The sequence below is a fragment of the Nonomuraea sp. NPDC050153 genome, assembly GCF_044460125.1.
Classification (GTDB): domain Bacteria; phylum Actinomycetota; class Actinomycetes; order Streptosporangiales; family Streptosporangiaceae; genus Nonomuraea.
This window is the reverse complement of record NZ_JBITJQ010000010.1, coordinates 333396-357542: the sequence shown is the minus strand read 5'-3', so window position 1 is coordinate 357542 and position 24147 is coordinate 333396. Positions and strand designations below refer to the sequence as shown.

The 24147-nt window shown below is 70.5% G+C and carries 20 protein-coding genes; 5 read left to right on the top strand and 15 right to left on the bottom strand.

Translation table 11 applies throughout. From position 1 onward, the window contains the following. Window positions 1–115: 115 nt before the first annotated feature. Complete coding sequence (locus ACIBQ1_RS26320; RefSeq protein WP_355366683.1) at window positions 116–568, bottom strand: carboxymuconolactone decarboxylase family protein; 453 nt, start codon at window positions 566–568, stop codon at window positions 116–118. A 67-nt stretch (window positions 569–635) separates the two neighbouring features. Between ACIBQ1_RS26320 and ACIBQ1_RS26315 the strand changes: the two genes are divergently transcribed. Beyond that, entirely contained in the window at window positions 636–3503 is a 2868-nt protein-coding gene (locus ACIBQ1_RS26315; RefSeq protein WP_397281503.1) for a BTAD domain-containing putative transcriptional regulator, read from the top strand. A gap of 163 nt (window positions 3504–3666) precedes the next feature. After that, window positions 3667–5130 (top strand): MDR family MFS transporter, encoded by a 1464-nt coding sequence (locus ACIBQ1_RS26310; RefSeq protein ID WP_397281501.1) that lies wholly within the window; start codon window positions 3667–3669, stop codon window positions 5128–5130. 111 nt (window positions 5131–5241) lie between these two features. On the opposite strand, the gene ACIBQ1_RS26305 is transcribed toward ACIBQ1_RS26310, so the two are convergent. Continuing rightward, window positions 5242–6033 (bottom strand): phytanoyl-CoA dioxygenase family protein, encoded by a 792-nt coding sequence (locus tag ACIBQ1_RS26305; RefSeq protein WP_397281499.1) that lies wholly within the window; start codon window positions 6031–6033, stop codon window positions 5242–5244. 101 nt (window positions 6034–6134) lie between these two features. On the opposite strand from ACIBQ1_RS26305, the gene ACIBQ1_RS26300 reads away from it, so the two are divergent. Beyond that, window positions 6135–7037 carry an AraC family transcriptional regulator gene (locus ACIBQ1_RS26300; RefSeq protein ID WP_397281498.1) on the top strand — a complete coding sequence of 301 codons (903 nt, stop codon included), beginning with the start codon at window positions 6135–6137 and terminating at the stop codon, window positions 7035–7037. A 47-nt stretch (window positions 7038–7084) separates the two neighbouring features. On the opposite strand, the gene ACIBQ1_RS26295 is transcribed toward ACIBQ1_RS26300, so the two are convergent. Both ACIBQ1_RS26295 and ACIBQ1_RS26290 read right to left on the bottom strand, forming a co-directional pair. Continuing rightward, a complete protein-coding gene (locus ACIBQ1_RS26295; RefSeq protein ID WP_397281496.1) occupies window positions 7085–8530 on the bottom strand; it encodes a sialidase family protein in 1446 nt (481 codons plus the stop codon). Window positions 8531–9047: 517 nt separating this feature from the next. After that, on the bottom strand, window positions 9048–9665 hold the full coding sequence (locus ACIBQ1_RS26290; RefSeq protein WP_397281494.1) for a TetR/AcrR family transcriptional regulator: 618 nt from the start codon (window positions 9663–9665) through the stop codon (window positions 9048–9050). A 95-nt stretch (window positions 9666–9760) separates the two neighbouring features. Between ACIBQ1_RS26290 and ACIBQ1_RS26285 the strand changes: the two genes are divergently transcribed. Next, window positions 9761–10360 (top strand): NADPH-dependent FMN reductase, encoded by a 600-nt coding sequence (locus ACIBQ1_RS26285; RefSeq protein ID WP_397281492.1) that lies wholly within the window; start codon window positions 9761–9763, stop codon window positions 10358–10360. A 104-nt stretch (window positions 10361–10464) separates the two neighbouring features. On the opposite strand, the gene ACIBQ1_RS26280 is transcribed toward ACIBQ1_RS26285, so the two are convergent. The 11 genes from ACIBQ1_RS26280 to ACIBQ1_RS26230 all read right to left on the bottom strand — a co-directional run bounded on the left by ACIBQ1_RS26280 (window position 10465) and on the right by ACIBQ1_RS26230 (window position 22629). Next, complete coding sequence (locus ACIBQ1_RS26280) at window positions 10465–11847, bottom strand: cytochrome bc complex cytochrome b subunit (RefSeq protein WP_397281491.1); 1383 nt, start codon at window positions 11845–11847, stop codon at window positions 10465–10467. 115 nt (window positions 11848–11962) lie between these two features. After that, complete coding sequence (locus ACIBQ1_RS26275) at window positions 11963–12880, bottom strand: CPBP family intramembrane glutamic endopeptidase (protein ID WP_397281489.1); 918 nt, start codon at window positions 12878–12880, stop codon at window positions 11963–11965. Window positions 12881–13119: 239 nt separating this feature from the next. Then, window positions 13120–14958 carry a cytochrome c oxidase assembly protein gene (locus ACIBQ1_RS26270; protein WP_397281487.1) on the bottom strand — a complete coding sequence of 613 codons (1839 nt, stop codon included), beginning with the start codon at window positions 14956–14958 and terminating at the stop codon, window positions 13120–13122. 168 nt (window positions 14959–15126) lie between these two features. Further along, the gene (locus tag ACIBQ1_RS26265; protein ID WP_397281486.1) at window positions 15127–15273 is read right to left on the bottom strand and encodes a hypothetical protein; all 147 of its coding nucleotides are present in this window, start codon (window positions 15271–15273) and stop codon (window positions 15127–15129) included. Between the two features lie 32 nt (window positions 15274–15305). Beyond that, on the bottom strand, window positions 15306–17264 hold the full coding sequence (locus ACIBQ1_RS26260) for a cytochrome c oxidase assembly protein (protein WP_397281484.1): 1959 nt from the start codon (window positions 17262–17264) through the stop codon (window positions 15306–15308). 93 nt (window positions 17265–17357) lie between these two features. Next, window positions 17358–18329 carry a coiled-coil domain-containing protein gene (locus ACIBQ1_RS26255; protein ID WP_397281482.1) on the bottom strand — a complete coding sequence of 324 codons (972 nt, stop codon included), beginning with the start codon at window positions 18327–18329 and terminating at the stop codon, window positions 17358–17360. 98 nt (window positions 18330–18427) lie between these two features. Continuing rightward, complete coding sequence (locus ACIBQ1_RS26250) at window positions 18428–19372, bottom strand: M56 family metallopeptidase (protein ID WP_397281481.1); 945 nt, start codon at window positions 19370–19372, stop codon at window positions 18428–18430. Continuing rightward, window positions 19369–19728: a BlaI/MecI/CopY family transcriptional regulator gene (locus tag ACIBQ1_RS26245; RefSeq protein WP_397281479.1), complete on the bottom strand. Its 360-nt coding sequence runs from the start codon at window positions 19726–19728 to the stop codon at window positions 19369–19371. The genes ACIBQ1_RS26250 and ACIBQ1_RS26245 overlap by 4 nt, the downstream gene beginning before the upstream one ends. A gap of 52 nt (window positions 19729–19780) precedes the next feature. Beyond that, window positions 19781–21040 carry an MDR family MFS transporter gene (locus ACIBQ1_RS26240; RefSeq protein WP_397281477.1) on the bottom strand — a complete coding sequence of 420 codons (1260 nt, stop codon included), beginning with the start codon at window positions 21038–21040 and terminating at the stop codon, window positions 19781–19783. Then, entirely contained in the window at window positions 21037–22128 is a 1092-nt protein-coding gene (locus tag ACIBQ1_RS26235; protein ID WP_397281476.1) for a PLP-dependent cysteine synthase family protein, read from the bottom strand. The genes ACIBQ1_RS26240 and ACIBQ1_RS26235 overlap by 4 nt, the downstream gene beginning before the upstream one ends. A 93-nt stretch (window positions 22129–22221) precedes the next feature. Beyond that, on the bottom strand, window positions 22222–22629 hold the full coding sequence (locus ACIBQ1_RS26230; protein WP_397281474.1) for a hypothetical protein: 408 nt from the start codon (window positions 22627–22629) through the stop codon (window positions 22222–22224). A 184-nt stretch (window positions 22630–22813) separates the two neighbouring features. On the opposite strand from ACIBQ1_RS26230, the gene ACIBQ1_RS26225 reads away from it, so the two are divergent. After that, a complete protein-coding gene (locus tag ACIBQ1_RS26225; RefSeq protein ID WP_397281473.1) occupies window positions 22814–24103 on the top strand; it encodes an aminotransferase class V-fold PLP-dependent enzyme in 1290 nt (429 codons plus the stop codon). Window positions 24104–24147 lie beyond the last annotated feature (44 nt).

Below are 24147 nucleotides of genomic sequence, written 5' to 3'. Positions count from 1 at the left end.
CACCAGGGAAAGCACAGCCGACCGGGAAACCGGCGGAAGAAAGGCCCTGGGCCCTACCGTCAGACATCATCACCTCGTCTGCTCCCGACCCGACTCTGTATGTGAGGGACGGGGCCTACCAGGTGCCGGCGACCTGCCGGATCGGGGCGTTCAGGCGGTTGAAGAGGTTGGTGACGGCGGTCATCAGCAGGATCGAGGCCAGCTGCTGCTCGTCGAAGTGGTCGGCGGCGTTGTTCCAGACCTCGTCGGAGACGCCGTCGGGGTTCTCGGACAGCCGGGTCGAGGCCTCGGCCAGCGCCAGCGCGGCCCGCTCGTCGTCGGTGTAGTACGGAGCCTCGCGCCAGGCGGCGACCAGGCCGATGCGCTCGTCGCTCTCGCCGAGCTTGCGCAGGTTCTTCAGGCCGGCGTCGACGCAGAAGCTGCAGCCGTTGATCTGGCTGACCCGCAGGTGGATCATCTCCATGAGCTCCTGGGGGAGACCCTGCGACTGAGCGGCCTTCATCACCTCCATGATCGGCTTCATCGCGGCGGGGATGAGCGTGGCGGGGTTCTTCATCCGGGCTTCCATCGTGTTTTCCTCCGTCTCGGTTCGTGTGAGATGAGGGTGTCTGCCCGGATTGATACATTCGCTATGCATGCACGATGCGCAGGTGATGGGGGGACGATTGTTGCGCTTCACCCTTCTCGGCCCCGTCCAGATGATCGTCGACGGGGCGCCGCTGACGGGCATCGCCCCACGTCATCGGGCCGTGCTGGCCTACCTCCTGCTCAACGCCGGCCGGGTGATCAGCATCGAGCGGCTGATCGACGCGATGTGGGGCTACGACCAGCCCGACACCGCCCGATCGCAGATCCATGCCTCGATCACCGCGATCCGCAAGGTGCTGCGTGGCGCGGGAGCCGTACGGCTCCTTGAGACGCGGGCCGGCGGCTACGTCGCGCAGCCGGAGCCCGGGCAGGTCGACGCGCAGGAGTTCATCGAGCTGGTGGCCGCCGGTGAGCTGCGCGGGGCCCTGGACCTGTGGCGCGGCGAGGCGCTGGAGGACGTGCACGCGCATTACGTCACCGGCGTCCGGGAGCTCTGGAACGACCGGCGGCTGTCGGCGTACGAGCGCCTGATCGAGGGCGAGCTCGCCGCCGGGCGGCACGGCGAGCTGCTCGACGAGCTCGCCGCCCAGGCGAGCGCCAACCCGCTCCGCGAGAAGCTCAACGGCCACCTCGTCCTGGCCTTGCACCGGGCGGGGCGGCAGGCCGACGCCCTGGCCGCGGCGCGTTCCTACCGTACGGCTCTCGCGGACGAGCAGGGGCTTGACCCCGGGCACGCCTTCATCGAGCTGGAGCGCGCGGTCCTGGCGGACGATCCGGAGCTGCGCCTGGCCGACTCGGCACCGGTCGTTTCCGGCCCGCCGCGCCGCTCCACCTTCCTGCCGTACGACATTCCCGATTTCTCCGGAAGGACCGCCGAACTGGAGCGGCTCGTGGGCGAGCAGCCCGGGTCGGCGGTCGTCACGATCGACGGCATGGCCGGGATCGGCAAGACCACGCTCGCCGTTCACGTGGCGCATCGGCTGGCCGCCCGCTATCCCGACGGCCGGCTCTTCATCGACCTGCGGGCCCACACCGCGGGACAGGAGCCGATCGACGCCGCCGCCGCGCTGGAGGCGCTCCTCCGCCAGCTCGGGGTGCCCGCCGACCGCATCCCGGTCACGCCGGTCGAGCGGAGCGCCCTCTGGCGCGCCGAGCTGGCCGATCGCCGCGTGCTCGCCGTACTGGACAACGCCCTCGACGCCGAGCACGTACGCCACCTGCTGCCGGGGCACTCCGACACCCTGGTCCTGATCACCAGCCGGCGGCGGCTGGTCGACCTGGACGGCGCCCAGGCGCTCTCGGTCGACGTGCTGGGGGAGGAGGACGCCGCCGAGCTGTTCGAGCGGATCGTGGGCGAGCGCGCCCGCCACGAGCCGGACGCCGTACGCGAGGTGCTGCAGCTGTGCGGGCACCTCCCGCTCGCCATCCGGATCTCCGCCGCCCGCCTCCAGCACCGCCCGCGCTGGACCGTGTCGTACCTGGCGGGGCGGTTGCGGGACCATCGCCGGCTGCTGGACGGGGTGTCGGCGGCCTTCACCCTGTCCTACGAGCAACTGCACGAGGCCGAGCAGCGCATGTTCCGCCTGCTCGGGCTGGCGCCGGGGCGCGACATCGACGCCTGCGGCGCGGCGGCGCTGGCGGGGATCTCGGAGGACGAGGCGGAGGAGCTCCTGGAGGGCCTCCTTGACGCCCACATGCTCCTGCAGTTCGAACCGGGCCGCTACACCTTCCACGACCTGCTCCGCGAGCACGCCCGCTCGATCGCCGAGGACGACGAGGCCGTCCTGCGGTTGCTCACCTACTACCTGCACCGCTCGCGCGCGGCGATGGACCGGCTCTACCCGTACAGCGTCAGCCAGCGGGAGGGCATCCCCCAGCCGACCGCCCCGATCGCGCCCATCCGCGACGCCGCGGAGGCGATCGCCTGGCTCGACGCCGAACGCTCCAACATCATCGCGACCGCCGTCCACGGGCCCGAGATCTGCCTCGGCATGCTGGCCCTGACGATGCGCCCCTTCCTCGACAGGCAGGCGCATCACGACGACGCGCTCACGCTCCACACCCTGGCGCTCCAGCGCAGCCGCAAGCTCGGCCACCGCGAGTTCGAGGAGCGGGCGCTGACCGACCTGGCGTGGACCTACTGGCGGCTCGGCGAGTACGAGCTCGCGGAGGAGCACGCCCACCAGGCCCTCGACGCGTGCGAGGAGGCGTACGAACGTGCCCGGGCGCTGCTCACGCTGGGCAACGTGGCCCTGCGCCGCCGCCAGGACAGTACGGCGGAGCAGTACCTTGAGCAGGCACTCGACCTCACCCGGATCGGCGCCGACACCTGGGGCGAGGCCCACGTGCTCGGGATCCTCGCCCTCGCCCTCGACCGGGCCGGCCGCCCCGAGGAGGCCCGGCGCCATCTGGACCTGGCACTGGCGCTGCACCGCAAGTTCGGCAACCCGGCGGGGGAGGCGATGACCCTCAACCACCTCGGCGTCGTCCTCCGGCACCAGGGCGAACTCGCCCAGGCACGCACCCGTCACGAGCAGGCCGCGGCCCTTTACCGCAAGCTGGGCAACACCACCGACGAGGCGGCCGCGCTCAACGGGCTGGCCGAGGCGGCGGGCGACCCGGCAGGGGCGGTCGGGGAGCACACGGCCGCGCTCGTGCTCGCCGACCAGACGCGCAACCGGCCGGAGCAGGCGCGTGCGCACGACGGGCTGGCGCGCGCCCACCTCGCGCTCGGGCGCTCGGAGCAGGCGTGCGAGCATGGGCGGGTGGCGCTCGGCCTCTATGCGGAGCTGGACGTCCCGGAGGCCGAGGAGGTCCGCGCCTTCCTGGAGCAGGCCGAACAGGACCGTCCGCACCCCGCGCGGCTGGACGGGCACGCCGCCGACAGCGTGCCGGTGGTCACTGGGTCCGGATGAAAACCAGGTGACATTTCGTGTCACTTGCCGGAATGTTGGATGTGGTCGATGAGTTTTGTCGGTGCTGGTGGTCAGTCTGTGTATGACAGCGACTTCTTGCGAGACCGAAGGCTGCGACGCCAGCCGTGACCGCGATATGCCCGACAACCCCGATCGAGGTGCCGTGTCCACCCCACAGCTTGGCTCACCCGCCAAACCCGCGGCCGCCGTCTCAGGCCGCACGCCGGCCGTGATCCGGCTGCTGGTGCTGGCCACTTTCGTGGTCATCCTCAACGAGACCATCATGATCAACGCGATCCCTAGGTTGATGGACGCGTTGCGCATCACCGAGCAGACCGCGCAGTGGCTCTCGACCGCCTTCATGCTGACCATGGCAGCGGTCATCCCGATCACCGGTTGGTTCCTGCAGCGGGTGTCCACCCGCGGCGCGTACACCACCGCGATGAGTCTGTTCCTGCTCGGCACGGCGTTGGCCGCCGTCGCGCCGACGTTCGAGGTGCTGCTGGGCGCCCGGATCATCCAGGCGTCGGGGACGGCCGTGATGATGCCGCTGCTGATGACCACGCTGATGCAGGTGGTGCCGGAGTCGGACCGGGGCCGGGTGATGGGCAACGTCACCCTGGCCATCTCGGTCGCGCCCGCGATGGGCCCGGCGATCTCCGGAGTGATCCTCCACTTCGGGTCCTGGCGCCTGCTGTTCGCGGTCGTGTTCCCCATCGCCGCGCTGATCTCCTGGCGTGGCCTCAAGCAGCTCCAGAACATCGGCGAGCCCGAGTTCAACAGCATCGACTGGTTCAGCGTGGTGACCGCGGCGGCGGGCTTCGGCGGCCTGGTCTACGGGCTCAGCCGGTTCGAGGGCGGCGACGTCCGCGTTGCCGCCGCGATCGTGGCGGCCGGGCTGGTGACCATCGCCGTCTTCGTCTTCCGCCAGCTGTCGTTGCAGAAGCGGGGCGCGCCGCTGATGGACCTGCGCACGCTGCGGCACCGTAACTACACCGTCGCGCTGATCCTGATGTCCGTGGCCTTCATGGCGATGCTCGGCTCGATGATCTTGCTACCGCTGTACCTGCAGAGCGTCCGCCAGCTCAGCGCCCTTGAGACCGGGCTCCTCGTGATGCCGGGCGGCCTCGCGATGGGGCTGCTCGGGCCGACCGTCGGCCGCCTGTTCGACCAGTTCGGCGGCCGGGTGCTGGTCATCCCCGGCGCGATCGGGATCATGCTCGCGCTCACCGGCTTCACCCAGGTCACGATGACCATGCCCTACTGGCAGATCCTCGGGCTGCACGCGCTGCTGATGGTGGGCCTGGCCGCGACCTTCACCCCGGTGTTCACGCTCGGGCTGGGCGCGGTTCCGCCGCATCTCTACTCGCACGGCAGCTCGATCCTGAGCACGTTGCAGCAGGTCTCCGCGGCCTTCGGCACCGCGCTCGTGATCACCGTGATGAGCGCGCGGGCCGATGCCCTGAAGGCCGAGGACGTCCCCGAGGCGCTCGCCAACCTCGCCGGCATGCGGCTGGCCTTCATCATCGGCGCGGTGCTGTCCGTGGCCGTGGTCGTCGCCGCCCTGCTCCTGCCGGCCAAGGCGGACCACGCCGGTGAGCCGGAGGAATCGCGGTCGATGGTGTGACGGCTGCCATCCCTCGACGCCGGGCGGGCCGTGCCTGCCCGGCGTTGACGTACGCGAGTGGGACGAGGAGGGCACTTCGGGCTTGAAGCCGTCGCGATCGACGAACGGCGGTTATGCCCAGGGGCGGGGGAAGGCGTCGCCGTCCAGCCGGTCGCCCGCGGTGAGACCGAGGGGATCGGTCACGACGTGCTCGGTCCCGCTGTAGCGGGTCGCCTCGTCGATGTAGATGGTGACGTGCGCGAGCCGAGCCCGGTCGGTACGGTTGGGCAGCGCCATGTGGCCGGTGTAGCCGCTGTGGAAGGTGCAGTCGCCGGCGCGCAGCGGCACGGTGATCCGGGGGATCCAGCGCAGCGACGGGTCCATCTCGAACAGGTCTTCCTCGTGGTGGAGGTCCTGCGGGCGCAGGCCGGTGCGATCCTGGGTGCCGGGCAGGAAGGTCATGCAGCCCCGCTCCGGCGGGACGTCGACCAGGGCGATCCACGCCGACAGCGGGAGCCGATCACCCGCGTGCGGCCAGTACGGACGGTCCTGGTGGAACTCCGTGGCGGCGTTGTTGTGCGGCTCCTTGACCAGCATCTGGTCGTGCCAGAGCCGCAGCGGGAACCCGGCGAGCTGCTCGGCGATCCGGCCGAGCCGCCGGTCGAACGTGAGCTCCCGCAGCGTCTGGTCGCGCTGCCAGACGTTGACCAGCTGGCTGAAGACGCCCTGCTTCTCCAGGCTCTCCGCGCGATGCGCCTCCAGGAACGCCTCGGCACTGGTCCGGAAGCGCTCGACCTGGTCGGGGCCGAAGACGCCTCTTACTCGGACGAAACCGTATTCGCGGTACTGCGCCACAAGCTCTTGCGACACCTGGCCGTCGGTGCCGACGTCGCTGCCGGACTGTTCGTGCGTGCTCGTTGTCATCGCTGACCTCCGGGGATCTTGCCGTTGGGATACTCCAAGCGTCGTCGTTGCGCGCCGCCACGGGCTAGGCCGATCCCGGCAAGTAGTCGTACGATCCCGACATGCCTGCCACGCTGCACGAGCACGCGCTGTTCGCCGGGAGCCCGGTCCTGGCAGGTGTCCACCACCTGAACCCCGACATCGAGCCGCACGCGCACGACTTCCTGGAGATCGCCGTGATCGGGGCCGGCCACGGCCGGCACGTGACCAGCCAGGGCGAGCGCCCGCTGCGGCACGGGGAGGTCGTCGTGCTCCGTCCCGGTGCCTGGCACGGGTTCCGGGGCTGCGCCGACCTGACCGTCGCCAACTGCTGCCTGTCCGCCCAGGCGCTCGGGGCCGAGCTGGCGTTGCTGTACGACATCCCGATGCTGCGCCGGCTGCTGTGGACCGATCCGGTGGCGTCCGGCACGCACGGCGTGGCGGTCACGGCCGTCGATCCGGACGCGGCCGAGGAGGCCATCGCGGAGATCAGCCTGCTCGAACGGGATCTCGGGGCCGATCAGCGCCGTCCGGGCCGTGTGCTGGGCCGGCTGGTCACCGTGCTGGGCATCCTGGCCGACGGCCGTGACTCCGTGCAGGAGACGTTCGAGTCCGCCGTCCACCCCGCGGTCGCCGCCACCATCGCCCGGCTGGAGGAGGCGCCTGCCCATCCGTGGCGGCTGGATGATCTCGCCCAGGCGGTCAACCTGGATCCCACCTATCTCGGCCGGCTGTTCGTCCGGTATGTCGGGTTGACGCCGCTGGGCTTTCTGGCCCGGCTGCGGGCCGAGCGCGCCGCCACGTTGCTGGCGCACTCGGCCCTGCCGGCCGCCCGGGTCGGCGCCGCCGTGGGCTGGGACGACCCGACGTACTTCGCCCGCCGCTTCCGGGCGCTGGTCGGGCTGACGCCCACCGAGTACCGGCGGCGCAGCCGGTCAGCCGGCCATGCCGGGCTCAGCGCGCCGGGCGAGCCCAAGAGCTCCTGACCCGGCCGGCGAGGTCAGACCGGACCTCGCCGGTGGTGTTCAGGTGCTCAGCCGGTGAAAGCCGCGCTGTGAATGTCCACAGGGTTGGCGGGATCGCCGGTGGTCACGCCGTACACGCTCGTGAAGGACGTCGCGCCGACCGAAACCAGGCCGGTGTAGTCCCCGATCAGGCGTCCCACGCTCGTCGCCGGAACCTTCCGCCCGTCGAACGGGCCCTCGATGTGCTGCTCACGCCACGACCCGGACTGCGTGCAGTCGTCGGCGCAGGTGACGGCCCACACGTCGGTGGGCAGGGTCGCGGGGTCGGAGGTGTTGTTGCGGAAGTCGTAGTAGGTGACCGCCACGGTGCCCGTCCGAGACGCGGCGACGACCGGTACCGCGGCGGAGCCGGTGGGCGTCTTGTCCACGCGGACCGGGCTGGACCAGGTCTTCCCGCTGTCGGCCGACCGCGAGTAGACCACGTGGAAGGTGCCGTCGGATTCCTGGCTCTGCCAGACGGCGTTCACCACCTTGGTGCCCGGCTGGGCGGCCAGCAGCGGCAGGGAGGCGTTGCGGATCGGGTCACCCGAGTTGTCCGGGTCCGGAATGCGGGGGCCCACCGCGAGCGGGGCCGGAACGTTCAGCGTCGGCGCCGACCAGGTCTTGCCGCCGTCGGTCGAGCGGATGACCTGGGTCGCGCCCTCGGTGTCCGTCTCGTGGTGCATGCCGATCAGCAGCGTCCCGTCCGCGAGCGGCACCAGCTGGGTGCCGATGACGCCGCTGTTGTTGGGCACGTCGTACACCTTGCTCGTGGTCCAGGTGCGCCCGTCGTCGGTCGACTTCGCCAGGTAGATCGGCTGCGTCCAGCCCGCGTCCGTGCTGTCGATGCGGTCCCACACCGCGTAGACCACGCCCGGGTGGTACGGGTCCGCGGTCACCGTCGGGCGGTCGTTGAAGAAGCGCGGGTCGTCGTCCCGCTGCAGGGTGACCGGCGCGTCCCAGTGCTTGCCGCCGTCAGCGGACCGGGACACCAGGATGGCGGTCACGTCGCCGGCGCGGGACAGCGAGAACGACGCGGCCACCGCCGCGCCCGACGGTGTGACCGTGACCCAGTTGTCGGTCGTGACGTCGTAGTCCCCGCCGTTGGCGGCCGTGCCGCCGTTGCAGCGGGAGAAGGCCGGCAGGTTCTCGGAGCGCTGCCAGGTCTTGCCGTAGTCGTCCGACACGGCGGTGACCGCGCCGTTGCTGCCGTACCGGTTCCAGCGGTCCTGCTGGAACACCGTGACGAGGTGCCACGGACGGTTCGGGTCCCGGGCCAGCATGGGCAGGACTTCGGCGTTGGGGTTCAGGGTGTAACCGTCGGCCGGGGGAAGCCCGCAGCCTGCGGGCAGCGGGCTGATGCCCGAGACCGGCCGTACGACGGGTGCGGCACCTTCGGCGGCGGCGGGTTGCGCGACGGCGCAGACGAACAGGAGGGCCGCTGCGGGCAATAATGCCCTGGAGCGTCGGATCACGAGCCTTCCTCATCTTTGTTGATGGGGCGTCTATAGGGAGCGTCGCCGCCCCGCCGGGGGCATCGCGTCCCCGGCGAGGCGGCAAACGACGCAGGGCAGATTACTGCTTCATGATCAGTTTCGTCAGCTCTTCCTGTCAGCCCGTTCCCGGCCCGGCCGCCGTGCCCGGGGTGCCGGCCCCGTTCATCGAGAGGTGAGCGGGGCCCGCCCACCGGCTCACTCACTGGGCCCGCCTCAGCCCACCGCCCGCTCCACCAGCGCGCTGATCCGCGCCTCCACCTCGTCCGTCACCTCGGTCGCCGCCCAGCCGCCGGGCGGCGTAGCGGTGGATCGGCGGCGCATGCCGGCGGAAGAGGTCGTCGAAGAAGCCGGGGTCGTCGAGCGACCGGGGCCTCAGTAATGCCTCGTCCCACTCTTCGGGTATCACGTCGGGTGTGCTCACACATGGTCTCCGCGTCTCGTTGTGCCGTTACACCCGTCATTAGCCCGATGAGCGCTCCGCGGTTCCCCCTGTTGGTTACTGCGCCGGTCGGTCGAGGTAGCCGTACAGGAATGCGCGGACGCCGAAGGTGACGGTCCGGTCGATCTCCGCGCCGGTGGGGTCGGCGCCCTGGTAGGACGGGTTGCCGGCGGAGATCAACAGCAGGAGGTGGACGGCGGCCCGGTCGGGGTCCTCAGCGGACAGCAGTCCCTGCTCGGTCCACCGCCGCAGATATCCGGCGAGTTCGCGGCGGACCCGCAGCGGCCCGGTCTCCTGCCAGGCGTCGATCGCGGCCTGCGGGATGTGACCGGCCTCGGCGTTGATCTGCCGGACCAGCGCGAAGTGCTCGGCGTGCCCGGCGTCGGCCGGCGCGGCGAGGGCGCGGCCGAAGTCGACCAGATCGGCCTCCAGCTCGGTCACCTTGCGCAGGTGGCGGTCGATGACGGCGATCTGCGCGTCGGCGGCTCGGTTGGCGCTCTCCTGGATGACGGCCTGGAACAGCTCGGCCTTGTCGGCGAAGTGGTTGTAGATGGTGCGTGTCGACACCTCGGCCGTACGGGCGATCGCGTCGATGCTGGCGCGGGTGTAGCCATCGCGGGCGAACACCGTCAGCGCACCGGCCAGGATCGCCCTGCGCTTGTCTTCCCTGGTCATCCGAGGTCTCTCCATAAATTACATTGAGCGTTTTACTTTTTGCCATGCACGTTGTACTTTACCTCGTGTCCTTACGGAGACACGAGGAGACGGACATGATCAGGATCGCCGTTGTCGTCGGCAGCACCCGCCCCCGCCGCCGGACCGCGGTCGCGGCCCGCTGGGTCGCCGAGGTCGCCGCCCGCCACCCGGCCGTCGCCGCCGGCGAGGCGGCCTTCGAGGTCGTCGACCTCGCCGAGTACGGGCTCTCGGTGCTGGACGAGCCGGCGCCGGCCCTGTTCGGCGAGTACCAGCACCCGCACACCAACCGGTGGGCCGAGACGATCGGCTCCTTCGACGGGTTCGTGTTCGTCACCCCCGAGTACAACCACTCCGCCCCGGCCGCGTTGAAGAACGCCATCGACTTCCTGTTCGCCGAGTGGAACAACAAGGCGGCCGGGTTCGTCAGCCACGGCGTGCACGGCGGCGTGCGGGCGGTGGAGCACCTGCGCCAGGTCATGACCGAGGTCCAGGTGGCCAACGTACGCACTCAGGTGGCGTTGTCGGTGTTCGCCGACTTCGAGATCACCGACCCGGCCGAGCCCGGCGTGATCGCCCCCGGCCCGCATCAGGAGCCGACCTTGGTCGAGTTGCTGGACGAGGTCATCGCCTGGTCCAGGGCGCTGAAAGCGCTGCGCGCGCGGGTGGCGGCGTGAGCCTGCGCCACCGGCCGCGATGATGCCGGTGGCGTTCGAGCTGCCCTGGCGCGGGCCGGGGCCGAGTCAGCCGCAGGCTCCCTGCCGGGGGCGCGCTACCAGGATCATCTTCCTGAGGTGATCGCCGGCTCCTGCGGCGCCGGGGCCAGTCGTTCGTGGAATCCACCGTCCGGCGACCGCATGATGATCCCGGTCTCCACTCCGTGCTCGGCCACGTGGTGATCCGCCTGCTGGAGTGCCAGGCAGATCCACCGGGTGACGACGAAGGCGAGGACGGGGCCGATGACCACGGCGAACCTGAAGAAGATCGTCACAGCATCGACGGTGAAGTGGAACTGGTGGGCGATCTGGTCGTTGGCCGCGGCCGCCCACAGCAGGCCGTAGAACGTGACGCCGGTGACCGCGATGGCCGTCTTCACCGGTGCCTCGCGGGGCCGGTCGAGCAGGTTGCTTGCGGGCGTCTCGCGGGCCATGCGACTCGTGGCCTTGGGCCGGCCCAGCGCGTCGCGGCGGTCGCGCCGCGAGAGGAGGAAACGCTCGGCCGTCGGGTAGGCCGCCAGGGCGGTGAAGAAGATCCCGGGTACCACCAGGGTGGGGACGATGACCGCGAGGCTGAGCGTGTAGTCACCGATGGTGAGCTCCCAGGCGGGCATGATCCGGAGAGCCCCGTCGAGGAACCCCATGTACCAGTCGGGAACCGAGCCCGCCGAGATCTGCGACGGCGTCGCCGGGCCGTACAGCCAGATGGGGGCGATCTGGAACCCGAACCCGAGGATGATCAGCATGCCGATCGTCGCGAGCGCCATCATCGGTCGCGCGCTCCGCCGCACCGGCAGCGAGGCGATGAACCGGGAGTGGCCGTGCCGCCGCACCAGCAGTTCACGGGCGATCAGCAGCCCGGCCATGACGACCGCGAGCAGCAGGTGGCCGCCGTACATGACCGGAATGACCCTGTCACCGGGGAAGTCCGGGCCGAACATCAGCGACAGCGCCCAGGTGCCCACCACCGGGATGGACTGCACAACCGACTTCATCAGCCACAGGCTCCCACCCGACAGCAGGTCGTCAGGCAGGGCGTTGCCGGTCTCGCCCGCGAACATGCCCAGCGCCAGCAGCGCCACCCAGATCAGCCACTGCCCGGTGCGCGGGCGGCGGAACGCTCCGGTGAGGAACATGCGCAGCAGTTGCAGCACGACGGCCGCGACGAAGACGAGCGCCGCCCAGTGGTGGACCTGGCGGATGAGCAGGCCGCCGCGCACCTCCAGGCTCAGATGCATGGTCGAGTCGAAGGCCTTGCTGACGAAGAGTCCGCGCAGCGGGCCGTACGAGCCGTCGTACGTCACCCGGGACATGCCGGGGTCGTAGAAGAACATGAGCACCGCCCCGGTCACCGCCAGGACGACGAATGACCAGACGGCGATCTCCGCGAACATGAACGACCAGTGGGAGAACTGAAACGAGCGGCGCTTGACCGACAACGAACGCATTTGGGCCCCCTAACCGTGCCTCACTCACAAGACGAAATCGGGCCGTGGGGTGTGACACCGATCGAGGCGTCGGTGACGGTGACTCGCATCACGCCCGCTTTCGTGGCACGGTCGTTCAGCTCTGATGTGCGGCTTCCTCGGCCGGTCGGTAGCCGAGGCGGCCGCGGGTCGCGATGAGCACCACGATCGCCACCGTGGTGCCCGCGAGCAGGGTGACGTGAGACGCCTGCTCGGGGGTGGCGATGGACGGGAACATGTCCGAGTAAGCGAGCGACATGAAGTTGTTGACGCTGACGTGCAGCACCATGACCAGGGGCAGGCTCTGGCCGGTCCGGTTGAACACCCAGGTGACGATCACGCTGAAGACGCCGGCGAAGGCGATGAACTCGCCGATCCTCATCCAGGTGACGTCCGGCCACCCGCCCCACTCGCTCAGGAACAGCGGCAGGTGCCAGATGCCCCACACTGGTCCGAGGACGAGGGTGCCGCCCAGCGGGCCGAACTTGCGCTGCAGGCGGGGCAGGGCGAAGTCACGCCAGCCGGGTTCTTCCGCCAGGCCGGTGGTGACCATCTGGAGCAGCAGCCCGGGCACGTAGGCCACCAGCATGGCGATGGGCGGCAGGTGGATGTCCTCCTCGGACACCGCGACAGCCGAGACGATGATGGCGGCGGGGACGCCGAGGGCGGTCGCGACGTACCAGACCCAGTTGACCCGCCACTTGGTCATCCGGCCGATCCACCGCCGGACTCCTTCCCTGCCGTCCGCGGCCGCGGTCACGATGAACGCGCCGAAGATGGGGCCGAGATAGGCGCCGGGCAGGACGCCGGCGAACTGCGCGGTCCCGAGCAGCGAGGGGAAGGTGAAGTCCCAGACCCCCAGGCCGGTCGCCGAGAGGATGTAGGGCGTCCAGGCGATCCAGCTCATGAGGTTGGCCAGGACGAAGAAGCTGATCAGCGGATGGCGGCGGATGAAGCCTCGAAGTCCGCCCTGACGTGGTTGCTGCCCGGCCTCGGGCCGGCTCTCGACTGCCATTTCGTTTTCCTTAGAGGATCGCTTGACCGACAGCGATCAGCACACCAGTCGCGGGCCCTCCCAGTCGTTCCCGCCTACGGCCCGACGGAGGTACAGCCAGGGGTACCAAGGAGAGAAAGCCCAGGCCGGGAGCACGTCCCCGCTCCCGGCCCGCTCGGTTCACACGGTCGCGAGGGTCCGGACCGGCGCAGGAAGGCCGCGTCGGGCGTGCGAGCCCGCAGCCTGTACGGCGGATCGGGTCAAGCGGTGGGCGGCGCGATCGAGTCCGGCCGCAAGCCGATCGCCGGCGCCCTCCTTGACCGCACCAACCGCACGGCCAGGAGCGCGAGCGGGAGCAGCGGGACGAGCAGGAAGACGGCGCCGGCCAGCCGCTGGTCATCGGCGAGCTCCGGCCCGCCGTCGGGGCCCACCAGGTAGAACCAGTCCGCCGCGACCGGAGAGCCGAGCAGCAGGGAAGCCCCGACCACGAGCTGCGCCAGCAGCACGCCGCCCAGCAGCCCGGCACGCATGATCCAGGAGATCGGCCGCGATGTCGGGTCCGCGCCCACCAGCATCCAGAAGACCAGCACCCCGGCGCCGAGCAGCAGGAACTCGGTGATCAGATGGACGGCGTGGCCGGCCAGGGACCACGACAGCCAGCCCGTGCGATACAGGAGCGGAAAGGCCATCAGGTACGCGGCCGGGAGGAAGGTGAGGAAGGTCAACCGGCGGCCCTGCAGCCAGGAGCCCAGGTCGCCGTACTGGGAGGCGGGCGTGGTGGCGCGGGAAGCGAGAGTGAGCGGGGCGCCGAGGCAGAGCAGGAGCGGGGCCAGGACGGCGAGTATGACCTGCTGCAGAGCGTGGGCCGACAACATCGCACGTGCGTAACCGCCTATCCCGCTGAGCAGGGCGAGCGCCATCAGCGCCAGACCGGCGTACCAGGCGAGCGTACGGCGCAGCGGCCAGGACTCCACCCGGCGCAGGCCGACCAGGTAGCCGACGGCCGGCAACGCCAGGAGCAGCATGATCATCGGATCCGGGCGGATCTCGGTGAACAGCGCGCCCGGCGTGAAGGGCGCCAGGTCGTAGTCCAGCAGGCGATCGTGCCCGCCGTCGCCCCCCGGAGACGGCGGCGGGGTGCGGGACAAGCCGACGGCCAGGGCCATCGCCACCATGATCACGATCATCTCGCCCACCGCGAGCCGGACGAAGACGTGGCGCACGCTCCTGTCGGCGACCTGCGCGACCGTACGCCGGCGGTGGGTCCAGCCGATCAGGGCGAGAACCGCGAGTGCGGCGGTCTTGGCGAGCAGGAACTGTCCGTATTCACTCCGCCAGAGGTCCGACAGGGCGCTCAGGCGGACCCATGCGCCGGCCAGGCCGGAGACGGCCACTCCCGCGAAACAGCACAGGGCGATCGTGCTGAACCGGGACAGCACCACCCGCAGATCCTCGGAGCGGCGGAAGTGAACGAGCACCGCGCCCAGGCCGCCGACCCAGAGCGACACCGTGATCAGATGGGCTGTCAGGGCGGAGACCGCGATGTCGTGGTCGGAGGCGGTGGCCGCGTGGCCGACGTAGGCGGGCGGCAGCAGCGCGAACACGGCGACCAGGAGGGGGACCCACCCGGGCAGGCGTGGCAGCCGCGTCGCCAGGATCACCATCACGGCCGCGCCCACCACCGGCAGCAGGGCCCGCGCCTGCGGGATGGTCAGGCCGAAGCGCAGCAGGCCGGGATCGGCGAGCAGGTCCGTGACCGGCAGCGGGAGGATGTTCGACATGGTCAGCGGGTAGGCCAGGGAAGCGGTGACGATCCACCCCAGTGCCCACCGGCGGGCCGCGCGCACGCAGGTCGCCTTCTCGGGCGAGCCGGCCGGGGCCAGGACCACGGCGGCCAGCAACGTTCCCACTGTGGCGACGGCGCACAGGTTGTAGCAGAACCGGACCAGCGGCAGACCCCAGTCGGTGAGCGATCCCGCGGTGGGCAGCCCGGCGATCTCCGGCTTCGCGCCCACGTCGCCGAACCCCACTGCGGCGATCAGGACCACGACGCCCGCGGCCACCACCAAACCCGCGTTGACCTGCGCTGATGCCTTCACGAACATCTGATACGCCTCACTGCTGTGCGGCAACCCATGTCTGGGGATACGGGGAAGGGGCGCACGACGGTTCGAGCAGGCGGCAAAAACTTCTATGAGATGTAGAAATCCTTCTCCGGACCGCCGGGCCGCGTCAGCCGCGCCCGCGGTCCTGGCGGCCGTTCGGCGTCATGAATCGGACCGCGTCCGGCTCTCCGCCTCCTGCCGCTCGGCCTCCTTGGCCCGGCTTTCGGAGCGCACCAGGGCGACGACGCCGGCGATGAATGCTCCGCCCACCACAAGGGGAGGGACGAGGGCGGACACGATCTCGAACACGGCATCCCCTAACTTCTACTTTGCATAGAAGTTTACTGGTCCCGAGCTCGCCTGTTCAGCCGGGCCAGGTAGTCGTTGTAGGCGGCCAGCTCGCCGTCGCCGCGACGGTCCAGCCGTCTGGATCGGCGATGGTCGCTGCGCGCCCACTGGGCGGCGATCGTGATGACGACGATCATCGTGGGGATCTCGCCGAACGCCCACGCCATGCCCCCGGCGACGCTCTGGTCCTCCAGCACGTCGGCTCCCCAGGGGCGGGCGAGCTGGTCGTACCAGGAGGGGGCGATCGACTTGCCCATCATCATCATCGAGATGCCGAAGAACGCGTGGAAGGGCATGGTCATCATGAGGGTGCCCAGCTTGGCGACGTACGGCAGCCGGCGTGGTGCCGGGTCCACTCCGATGACCACCCAGAAGAACAGCGCGCCGGACAGCAGGAAGTGGGTGTTCATGAGGATGTGGCCGACCGGCTGGCGCATGGCGTTCTCGAAGAGCGAGGTGTAGTACAGCGCGTACGAGCCGCTGATGAAGACGACCATCGCGAGGGCCGGGTGCGAGACGATCTCGGCGAGGCGGCTGTGCAGCACCGCCACGAGCCACTCGCGCGGGCCGCGGTCGCCCCGTCGGGCGGCCGGTTTCAGCGCCCGCAGGGCGAGGGTCACGGGCGCGCCCAGGACCAGGAAGATCGGGGTCAGCATGGCCAGGCCCATGTGCTGGATCATGTGCACGCTGAACAGCACGGGCGCGTACGTGGCGATCCCGCTCTGGGTGAAGGCCACGATGAGGACGATCCCGGCCGCCCACGCGAGGCTCCGGCCCACCGGCCAGGAATCACCCCGGCGGCGCAGCCGGACGACTCCGGCCACGTACCCCGTGGCGGCGACCAGCGCCAGCAGGGCGAAGAAGAGGTCCAGCCGCCACAGCGACGCCAGACGCCCTGCGGTGAGCTCGGGTGGCATCGCATAGCCCAGCAGGTCGCGTACGGGGTCGACCGGCAGCGCCGCCGGCGGCGGAGCGGTCCGTGACAGCGCCACCGCCAGCCCGATCGCGGCGGCCATGACCAGCACCTCGCCGATCGCCAGCCGGGTGAAGGCGCGCGGCGTGCCTGCCTTCAGCGCCACCAGCGTGTGGCGGCGGTGCAGCCCGCCGAACCCTCCGAGGATGACCAGGGTGGCCGCCTTGGCCAGGATGAGCCACCCGTAGGAGGAGGTCACCACCTGCCCCACCTCGGTCAGGCGGGCCGCCGCACCGGCCACGCCGCTGACCGCCACGCCCACCAGGCCCCACAGCGCCAGCCGGGAGAACCGCTGCGCGGCGACCGCCAGGTCGGCCCGGCCGCGCAGGGCGTGCACGGTGACGGCGGCCAGGCCGCCGACCCACAACGCCAGAGCCACCAGGTGCAGCCCCAGCCCGGTGATCGCCATCGAATGATTCGGCGAGCTGGCCGAATGACCGGTCAGCAGCGGCGGCAGGAGCGCCAGCAGCGCGACAGCCAGCTGGCCGGCGGCCCCGTGCGCGGTTTCCACACCCCTGGCGAACCCCGCGACGCAGGCCGCCAGGATCAGCACCAGCAGGAGCACCGTGCCCTGCGGGACGGCGGTGACGAAGCTGAGCAGCTCGGTGGGCGTCAGTCGCACGGCCGGCGCCGCCAGGAGGTCCGACAGTGTGAACACCATGGTCAGCGCGGTCGTCCCGACCCAGGACAGCGCGGCCCACGACGCCATGCGCGCGTATCCCCGAGCCTCGGGGGACAGCAGGCCCTTGGCGGAGGGGAGCAGGACGGCCGCCATGAGCAGCATGCCCACGGTCGTCACGGCGGACAGGTCGGCGCCGAGCTTGGCGACCGGCAACCCCCACCGCGTGACGAGCCCGGCGTCGGGAAGCCCGGCGATCGCGACGACCGAAGCCGCACCTCCCGCCGCCAGGCCGATGGCCAGGGTCGCCGCGGCGGTGCCCGCCGCGGCGATGAACATGCGGGCTGCACGCGCGGTCATGCCCTGCTCGCCCATCCGACCATCTCCGACCCACTTACTTCTACGCCAAGTAGAACTTCTATCGCAGGTCGAATACAGACGCCATAAGAGCCGCTAGTGCATCGAGATGTGCACATGGTCCTGGTGGTTGGCGGTGATGCCGCCGCGGTCGGACATGGTTCTCCAACTGGAGCCCTGCCAGATGCGCTGCCTGTAGATCACGTATTTGATGCCCAGGCGGGAGGCGTTCTTGATGGCCCATGCGGCCAGCGCGGCGCCCTCGGCCGCCTGGGCGGGGGACGGCCACGTGCCACCCCTTGTGATCATGAAGTCGCAGGCGCGGCCCTGTGGATGCTCGCCGCCGTCCTGGAGCGAGCGGTAGCACCCGATGCTGGGCAACGTGAACCGGCGTTTCACCTGATCCCGCACCATCCGGGTGCGAGGGGTGATGTTGTCGGCCCCTGCCGGTAGCTCCGGCGCCCAGCTCCCGTCGGACCTGCGCACTCCTGGAGCGACCATCAGGCGGTCGATCCGGTCGGTGATCCGGGCGATGAGCCTGTCGGCCTTCTGGCGGTCGGCGCGCAGCCGGGCGCCTCGATCGCGCAGCTCCCGCGTCTTGGCGGCGGCCGCCTCCTGGGCGCGTTGACGGACGTCGCGCGCGGCGGCGTACCGGCTGATGATCGCCTGCTGGTTCTGTGTCTGCAACTGCAGGATCGCGGCCGCGTGCAGGGCGGAGTGCGGCTCCTGGGCGCCCATGGGGACGCTCTGGCTCACCGGTGGGCTCTGGTAGCTGAGCGCCACCAGCTTGACCAGTTGTCCGCGGGCGGCCTCGTAGTCGCCCTGGGCGGTCTTCAGCCGGGCCGAGGTCGCCTTCTCCGTCTGTTGGGCGGCGGCCAGGGCGACCCGGTTGGCGTTGTAGTCGGCGGCCGCGGCGTCGAAGTCCTTCTGGAGACGGCTCAGCTCCTTGCGGAGCTGCTCCGCCGTGGGCTTGGGCTCGGCGGCGGCCGGGAGCGCCGGCAGTACGGACGCCATGAGCGAGATCGCCACGAGGCTGCAGGTGCGTAGTCGTCCAGCCGCCACCCGCATGTCCCCTCTCCCAATCCTTCTACCGTACGTAGAAGTAAAGGGGAGTCTATGGGGAGAATCAGCCGGAAAGGGGCCGTCTTGTGGTTATCGATATGAGGTCAGACGGTGATGCACACCACGGGAGCGATCAGCACGGCCATCGGCCCGCTGAGCAGCAGGCCGGCCATCGAGTAGGCCGCCGCGGGGACCCAGCGGGCCTGGCGGCGTTCGCCGAGCAGCCGCTGCAGCCGTTCGACGACGCCCGCGTCCGCGAGCGCGAGCGAGCCCCGGCCGAGGGCAGGGCCGGGGCCGGGTCCGCAGGTCGCCATGCGGACAAGCGCGCGGGCCAGCGGCAACTCGCCGTGCGCCCGGCTGGCGTGATCGTCGGCGATCATCTCCAGCAGTACGGCCACCGTCTGCCGCGCGGTCCTGGCGGAGGCGAGCCACGGGAACGCGTGCTCCAGCGCGACGAAGGGGAGCAGCGCCAGGTCGTGGTGGCCCCGGGCGTGCGCGCGCTCGTGCTCGAGAACCGTCTGCAGTTCCTGGGCGGTCAGCGAGTCCAGGGTGCCCTGGCTGAGCACGATGCGCCGATGCCTGCCGGGCACGCAGTAGGCGACGTGTTCGGCCACCGGCAGCACGTAGACGTCGTGGGCCGGGGAATGGTCGGCCACCACGTCGACCAGCAGGCGCTGGCGGCGGCGCTCCCGGATCGTCTTGGTGGTGATGCGTACGGTGTGGATGAGCAGCCAGCTCATCAGGCCCGCCGACCACGTGAGAGCCAGCAGGTGTCCCGGCCCGAGCCCGTCCAGGCCGTGCCCGCTGACGATCTGAAGCGCCAGCGTGTGCATCCCGTGCGGGAACATCGCGGCCAGCGGTGCGACCGCGGCCACCAGCCCGAGACCGACCGCGCCCAGCCCAGCGGCCACGCCGATCGCCTGCCACAGCGCCAGCGCCGCGCGCGGGCAGCGGTGCGTCCATGCCGCGTCGGACAGCCTGCGCGCGGCCCGGTCGCCCAGCGCCACCGGCAGCAGGGAGATTCCGGCCGCGATCAGCCAGGCGATCACGGTGTCGATCCGTCCCGGTCGCCCAGCGCCTCACGCAAGGCGGCGGCCACCTCCGGCGTCACCGTTCCCACGAAGCGCTGCACGGCCGCCGCGACGTCGCCCGCCTCGTCCAGGGCGGCGCGCATGGCCTCGGCGACGAAGGCGTCCTTGTCCGCGGTCGCCTTGTAGAGGTGCGCTCGCCCGATGCGCTCACGGGAGACCATGCCCTTGTTCGAGAGCCGCATCAAGACGGTCAGCACCGTCGTGGTGGCGGGCCGGGACGGCAGGCCTGCCGCGAGGACGTGGGCGAACATGCCCTCCGGATGCTCCCACAGGGCTTCCATGACCGATCGCTCCAGATTGCCGAGCTGCACCATGGCCCTCCTGCCGTTTTCCGCTCAAGGCCGAAGGCTACCGCCGCCATGCCGGTCATGTGGGCGCCTGCGTGACGCCACAGGGCAGTTGCCCCGTGGCGGAAAGCCGGCCATGCCGGCTCAGCCGCCTGACGGCTGCCGCGGAGGCCAGCCCCGCGACGGTCAGCAGCACCCATGGCAGGGCGGCCGGCCCGGAGGAGCGGGCCACGTCGACCAGGGCTCCGGACAGCAGGTTCCCGGCCAGGATGCCGATGCCGGACAGCAGGTTGTACAGGCCGTAATAGGTGCCGATCAACCGGTCTCCTGCCATGTCGGCGATGGTGGCCATCTCGAACGGAAAGGCGATCAGCGTGCCCACGGTCAGGAGCAGCGTGCATGCGAACACCGGCAGGACGGCCCACACCGGCGGGAGCGGCAGATCGGCCGCCGCGGCCGGCGGCAGGAACGCGATTCCCATGAGCGCCAGGCCCCGGCTGATCGCCTGGCCGCGGCTCCACCGGTTCGAGCACCAGTCGGTCAGGCGTACCTGTCCGGCGATACCGAGCAGAGCCGAGACGGCGTAGAGGGCCATCACCCCCGCCTGGCCCCCACCGAGGCGTTGGACCTCGAGTGGCAGGGCCAGATACATCTGGTACGACAGCGCGTACGAGGCGATCATCGCCGCGGCGAAGGAGACGAAGGCCCGGTCCCCGAACGCCTGCCGCCAGTCACGCAGCACGGGCTGATGCTTCCGTACGGGACCGCGCCTGGCCGGCAGGCACAGGCCCTGAAGGACGGTCAGCACCGCGAAGATCGCCGAAGCCGACAGGCAGACGACGCTGAAGCCGGAGTTCAGCAGCGCGAGGCCGATGAGCGGGCCGAGCAGGATGCCGCCCTGGTAGAACACGTTGAACACGGCGAAGGCCGCGACCTTGCGCTCCCCGGCCTCCTGGGCCAGGTAAGCGCGGGCGGCCGGGTTGAACAGCGCGCCTGCCAAACCCGTCACGACGGCCGCCACGATCAGCAGCGGCAGCGCGGTGGTCAGCCCGAACAGCGCGAACCCGACCGTGCGCAGAGCGCATCCGAGCATGATCATTGGTTTGTGGCCGAGCCGGTCCGCCAGGGTGCCGCCGATCAGGAACATGCCCTGCTGGCTCATGTTGCGCAGGCCCAGGATCAGCCCGATCGTCCAGACCGCCAGGCCGGCGTCGGCCGACAGGTGCTGGGCGAGGTAGGGCATGAGCATGTAGAAGCCGAGGTTGATGCCGGCCTGGTTGATCTGGAGGAGCTGGATCGGCCGATCGAACGAGCGGAACTCCCGAAGCGTGCCCCTCATCGCCGGCCTGCCAGCGGATCCGTCACGTCGGCGCAGCGCGTCCAGCGGTGCACCTCCCGCTCGGCGGGGGCGTACAGCCGGTCCGGTTCCTCGGCCGGGACCGTGCCGAGCAGGCCGTGGGCGTGGCAGTAGTCGTCGTCGAAGATGGTGTTCCAGTACCGCCACGGTCCGTCGGGGAAGATCGCGACGATGGTTCGGCCGGGGGCGGTGCGGGCCAGCCAGCGGGCCACCAGGGTGACGGCGCCGGTGCTCCATCCGCCCGAGACGTAGTGCTGGGCGGCCAGGGCGCGGCAGGCCCAGACCGCTTCGGCGGGGCTGACCCAGTGCACCTCGCTGAAGGCGTCGTAGGCGACGTTGCGCGGGTGGATGCTGGAGCCGAGCCCGCGCATCAGCCGGTTACGGGCGGGCTGCCCGAAGATGGTCGAGCCCACGGTGTCGACGCCCACCAGCTTCAGATCGGGGAAGTGGTGGTGGAGCACGCTGTGGATCCCCGCGCTGTGGCCGCCGGTGCCGACCGAGCACACCAGCGTGTCGATGTGGGGAAGCCGGCCCAGCAGCTCGTGCGCCAGCCCGGCGTAGGCGTCGACGTTGTCGGGGTTGTTGTACTGGTCGGGGCAGTAGGAGCCGGGGAGGTCGGCCAGCAGGCGCTGCACCCGCTCACGGCGGGCCTGCTGCCAGCCGCCGACGGGGTGCGGCTCGGTGACGATCTCCAGGCGGACGCCGTAGGAGGAGAGCAGCCGGCACATGAGCGGCTCCATCCCGGGATCCCCCACCAGCACGACCGGGTGGCCGTAGACGATGCCGGCCAGGGCCAGGCCGAGCCCCAGGGTGCCGCTGGTCGACTCGACGACCGTCGCGCCGGGCAGCAGCTCTCCTCGTGCCCGGGCCTGGCGGACCATGTGCAGGGCTGGGCGGTCCTTGATCCCGCCCGGGTTGAATCCTTCGAGCTTGGCCCAGAATCCTCCTCCCCCCGGTACGAACGGCTCGGAAATGAATGTCAGCGGGGTGTTGCCGACGGCGAGGGAGAGCGAAGAACGGCCCGTGAGCGAAAGCTCTTCTGGGCGCGCGAAAGTAACGTGTGATGACATTGGTGAATCCCCGAGGTGAAAGACGCAGTTCGCGGGCACGACTGACCGTCCGCAAATTTGCTTGGATAATTGCGGCTTATGGAATCGCGGGTCCTATATGCGCATCACGCAGAGATTTTCCAGGCAGGGCGCGGGCAAGCGGGCCGCGCCCGCCTGGGCGGACGGGGCCTCGCCGGCGGACATCGGAGAGGGGACGGACGTGGCGGCCGGCATCATCATGGTCGGCGTGCCCGCCGGGGTGATCGCCGAGCAGCCCTGTTCGGTGCCGTGCTGGTGGTGGGGCGGCAGCTTGCGATGCAGGCAGTCGACGCCGTGCGCGGCGCTCTCCACCAGGTGAGCCCTGTAGGCGACGTGCTCCGACATCTCCACGGCCGCACATGCGCCTCCGTGGGCGAACACCACACCGAGGAAGGCGATGAACGCGAGCGCCGCATGCGCCAGCGATCGGCCGGCGCCGGATGCGGCCGGCCGCCGGGAACGGACGGTTCGTGTCGTGAGCATCACGAGTGATAATGCCCGCACGCTTGCGGAACGCGCCCGGGGAAGTCAAAGATTCCGGTAAAGCCGCCGTCGTCACTCGCCCTGTCGGCTGTTCTCATCCGTGCGGACGTCGTTCAGTTCGGAGAGGCTTACCAATACGGGGAAATGACTGCCGAATCGCTCACTGTTTCCAGGTGGTGTTCATATGGTCCTGTCGAGGCGCCGGATCGTCACCGGCCTCGGTGCGTCGTTGGTCGCCGGCCCCGCGGTCGCCGGCGTGGTGCCGGTGGTGCCTGGTGGCGCGGCCGTGGGGGAGTTGGCCGGAGACGAAGGATTCTGGGCTGCCGTCGCCGGGCAGTTCCGCGTGAGCTCGGACTTCGTCAACCTGGAGAACGGCTACTACGGGGTCATGCCCGAGCCCGTCCGCCGGGCCTACCACCGCAATGTCGACCAGCTCAACGAACAGAACTCCCATCTGCTGCGCATCACGTACAAGGCCGCCGCCGACAAGGTCCGCGACCGCATCGCCGGCCTCCTCGGGGTGACCAGGGACGAGATCGCGCTTACCCGCGGCGGCACCGAGGCCCTGCAGAACCTCGTCTCCGGCTACGGCCGCCTGCGCCCCGGCGACGGCGTCATGTACGCCGACCTCGACTATCACAGCGGCCAGTACGCCATGAACTGGCTCCGCTCCCGGCGCGGCGTCCAGGTCGTACGCATCGTCATCCCCGAGCCCGCCACGCGCCAGGCGGTGCTGGACACCTACGAGCGCGCCCTGCGCGAGCATCCTGAGGTCAGGTTGCTCCTGCTCAGCCACATGAACAACCGCACCGGCCTGGTCACGCCCGCCCGCGAGATCGTGGCCATGGCCCGCCAGTGGGGTGTCGACGTGATCGTGGACGCCGCGCACTCATGGGGCCAGCTCGACTTCACCCTCCCCGACCTCGACGCGGACTTCGCCGTCTTCTCGCTGCACAAGTGGATGGGCGTGCCGCTGGGCGCCGGATTCCTCTACATCCGCAAGCGTCGCCTGGCCGACATCGACCTCCTCTACGCCGACGAGACCTACCCCGCCACCGACATCCGCTCCCGCGTCCACTCGGGCACCATGAACGTCGCCCCGTTCCTCACCGTTGACGCCGCTCTGGACTTCCACGAATCCCTCACCGCCGGTGCCAAGCAGGCCCGCCTGTGCTACCTGCGCGATCGATGGGTGCACGCGCTTCGCGACGTCGCGAACCTGGAGGTCCTCACTCCGGACGAGACCGGCATGTACGGCGCCATCACCGCGTTCCGCGTGACCGGGCGCACCACGGAAGCCGACAACACCGCCATCGCCGACCGCCTGATGAAAGAACACCGGATCTTCACCGTCGCCAGGACCGGCATGTCCGGCGGCGGCGCCGTTCGCGTCACGCCTGCCCTGTACACCTCCGCGGATGACATGGATCGGCTCGCGGCGGCGCTACGCGCGATAGCCGGACAAAACCGATGAAACTGAACGCCCTATATCTTGCTCGTGTGAACGGTTCTTCAGGT

What these genes read in the sequence shown, in the direction of transcription:
- ACIBQ1_RS26320 (WP_355366683.1), bottom strand. Translation starts at nt 568, where the DNA reads ATGGAAGCCCGGATGAAGAACCCCGCCACGCTCATCCCCGCCGCGATG.
- ACIBQ1_RS26315 (WP_397281503.1), top strand. Translation starts at nt 636, where the DNA reads ATGCACGATGCGCAGGTGATGGGGGGACGATTGTTGCGCTTCACCCTT.
- ACIBQ1_RS26305 (WP_397281499.1), bottom strand. Translation starts at nt 6,033, where the DNA reads ATGACAACGAGCACGCACGAACAGTCCGGCAGCGACGTCGGCACCGAC.
- ACIBQ1_RS26300 (WP_397281498.1), top strand. Translation starts at nt 6,135, where the DNA reads ATGCCTGCCACGCTGCACGAGCACGCGCTGTTCGCCGGGAGCCCGGTC.
- ACIBQ1_RS26290 (WP_397281494.1), bottom strand. Translation starts at nt 9,665, where the DNA reads ATGACCAGGGAAGACAAGCGCAGGGCGATCCTGGCCGGTGCGCTGACG.
- ACIBQ1_RS26285 (WP_397281492.1), top strand. Translation starts at nt 9,761, where the DNA reads ATGATCAGGATCGCCGTTGTCGTCGGCAGCACCCGCCCCCGCCGCCGG.
- ACIBQ1_RS26280 (WP_397281491.1), bottom strand. Translation starts at nt 11,847, where the DNA reads ATGCGTTCGTTGTCGGTCAAGCGCCGCTCGTTTCAGTTCTCCCACTGG.
- ACIBQ1_RS26275 (WP_397281489.1), bottom strand. Translation starts at nt 12,880, where the DNA reads ATGGCAGTCGAGAGCCGGCCCGAGGCCGGGCAGCAACCACGTCAGGGC.
- ACIBQ1_RS26260 (WP_397281484.1), bottom strand. Translation starts at nt 17,264, where the DNA reads ATGACCGCGCGTGCAGCCCGCATGTTCATCGCCGCGGCGGGCACCGCC.
- ACIBQ1_RS26255 (WP_397281482.1), bottom strand. Translation starts at nt 18,329, where the DNA reads ATGCGGGTGGCGGCTGGACGACTACGCACCTGCAGCCTCGTGGCGATC.
- ACIBQ1_RS26245 (WP_397281479.1), bottom strand. Translation starts at nt 19,728, where the DNA reads ATGGTGCAGCTCGGCAATCTGGAGCGATCGGTCATGGAAGCCCTGTGG.
- ACIBQ1_RS26240 (WP_397281477.1), bottom strand. Translation starts at nt 21,040, where the DNA reads ATGAGGGGCACGCTTCGGGAGTTCCGCTCGTTCGATCGGCCGATCCAG.
- ACIBQ1_RS26235 (WP_397281476.1), bottom strand. Translation starts at nt 22,128, where the DNA reads ATGTCATCACACGTTACTTTCGCGCGCCCAGAAGAGCTTTCGCTCACG.
- ACIBQ1_RS26230 (WP_397281474.1), bottom strand. Translation starts at nt 22,629, where the DNA reads ATGCTCACGACACGAACCGTCCGTTCCCGGCGGCCGGCCGCATCCGGC.
- ACIBQ1_RS26225 (WP_397281473.1), top strand. Translation starts at nt 22,814, where the DNA reads ATGGTCCTGTCGAGGCGCCGGATCGTCACCGGCCTCGGTGCGTCGTTG.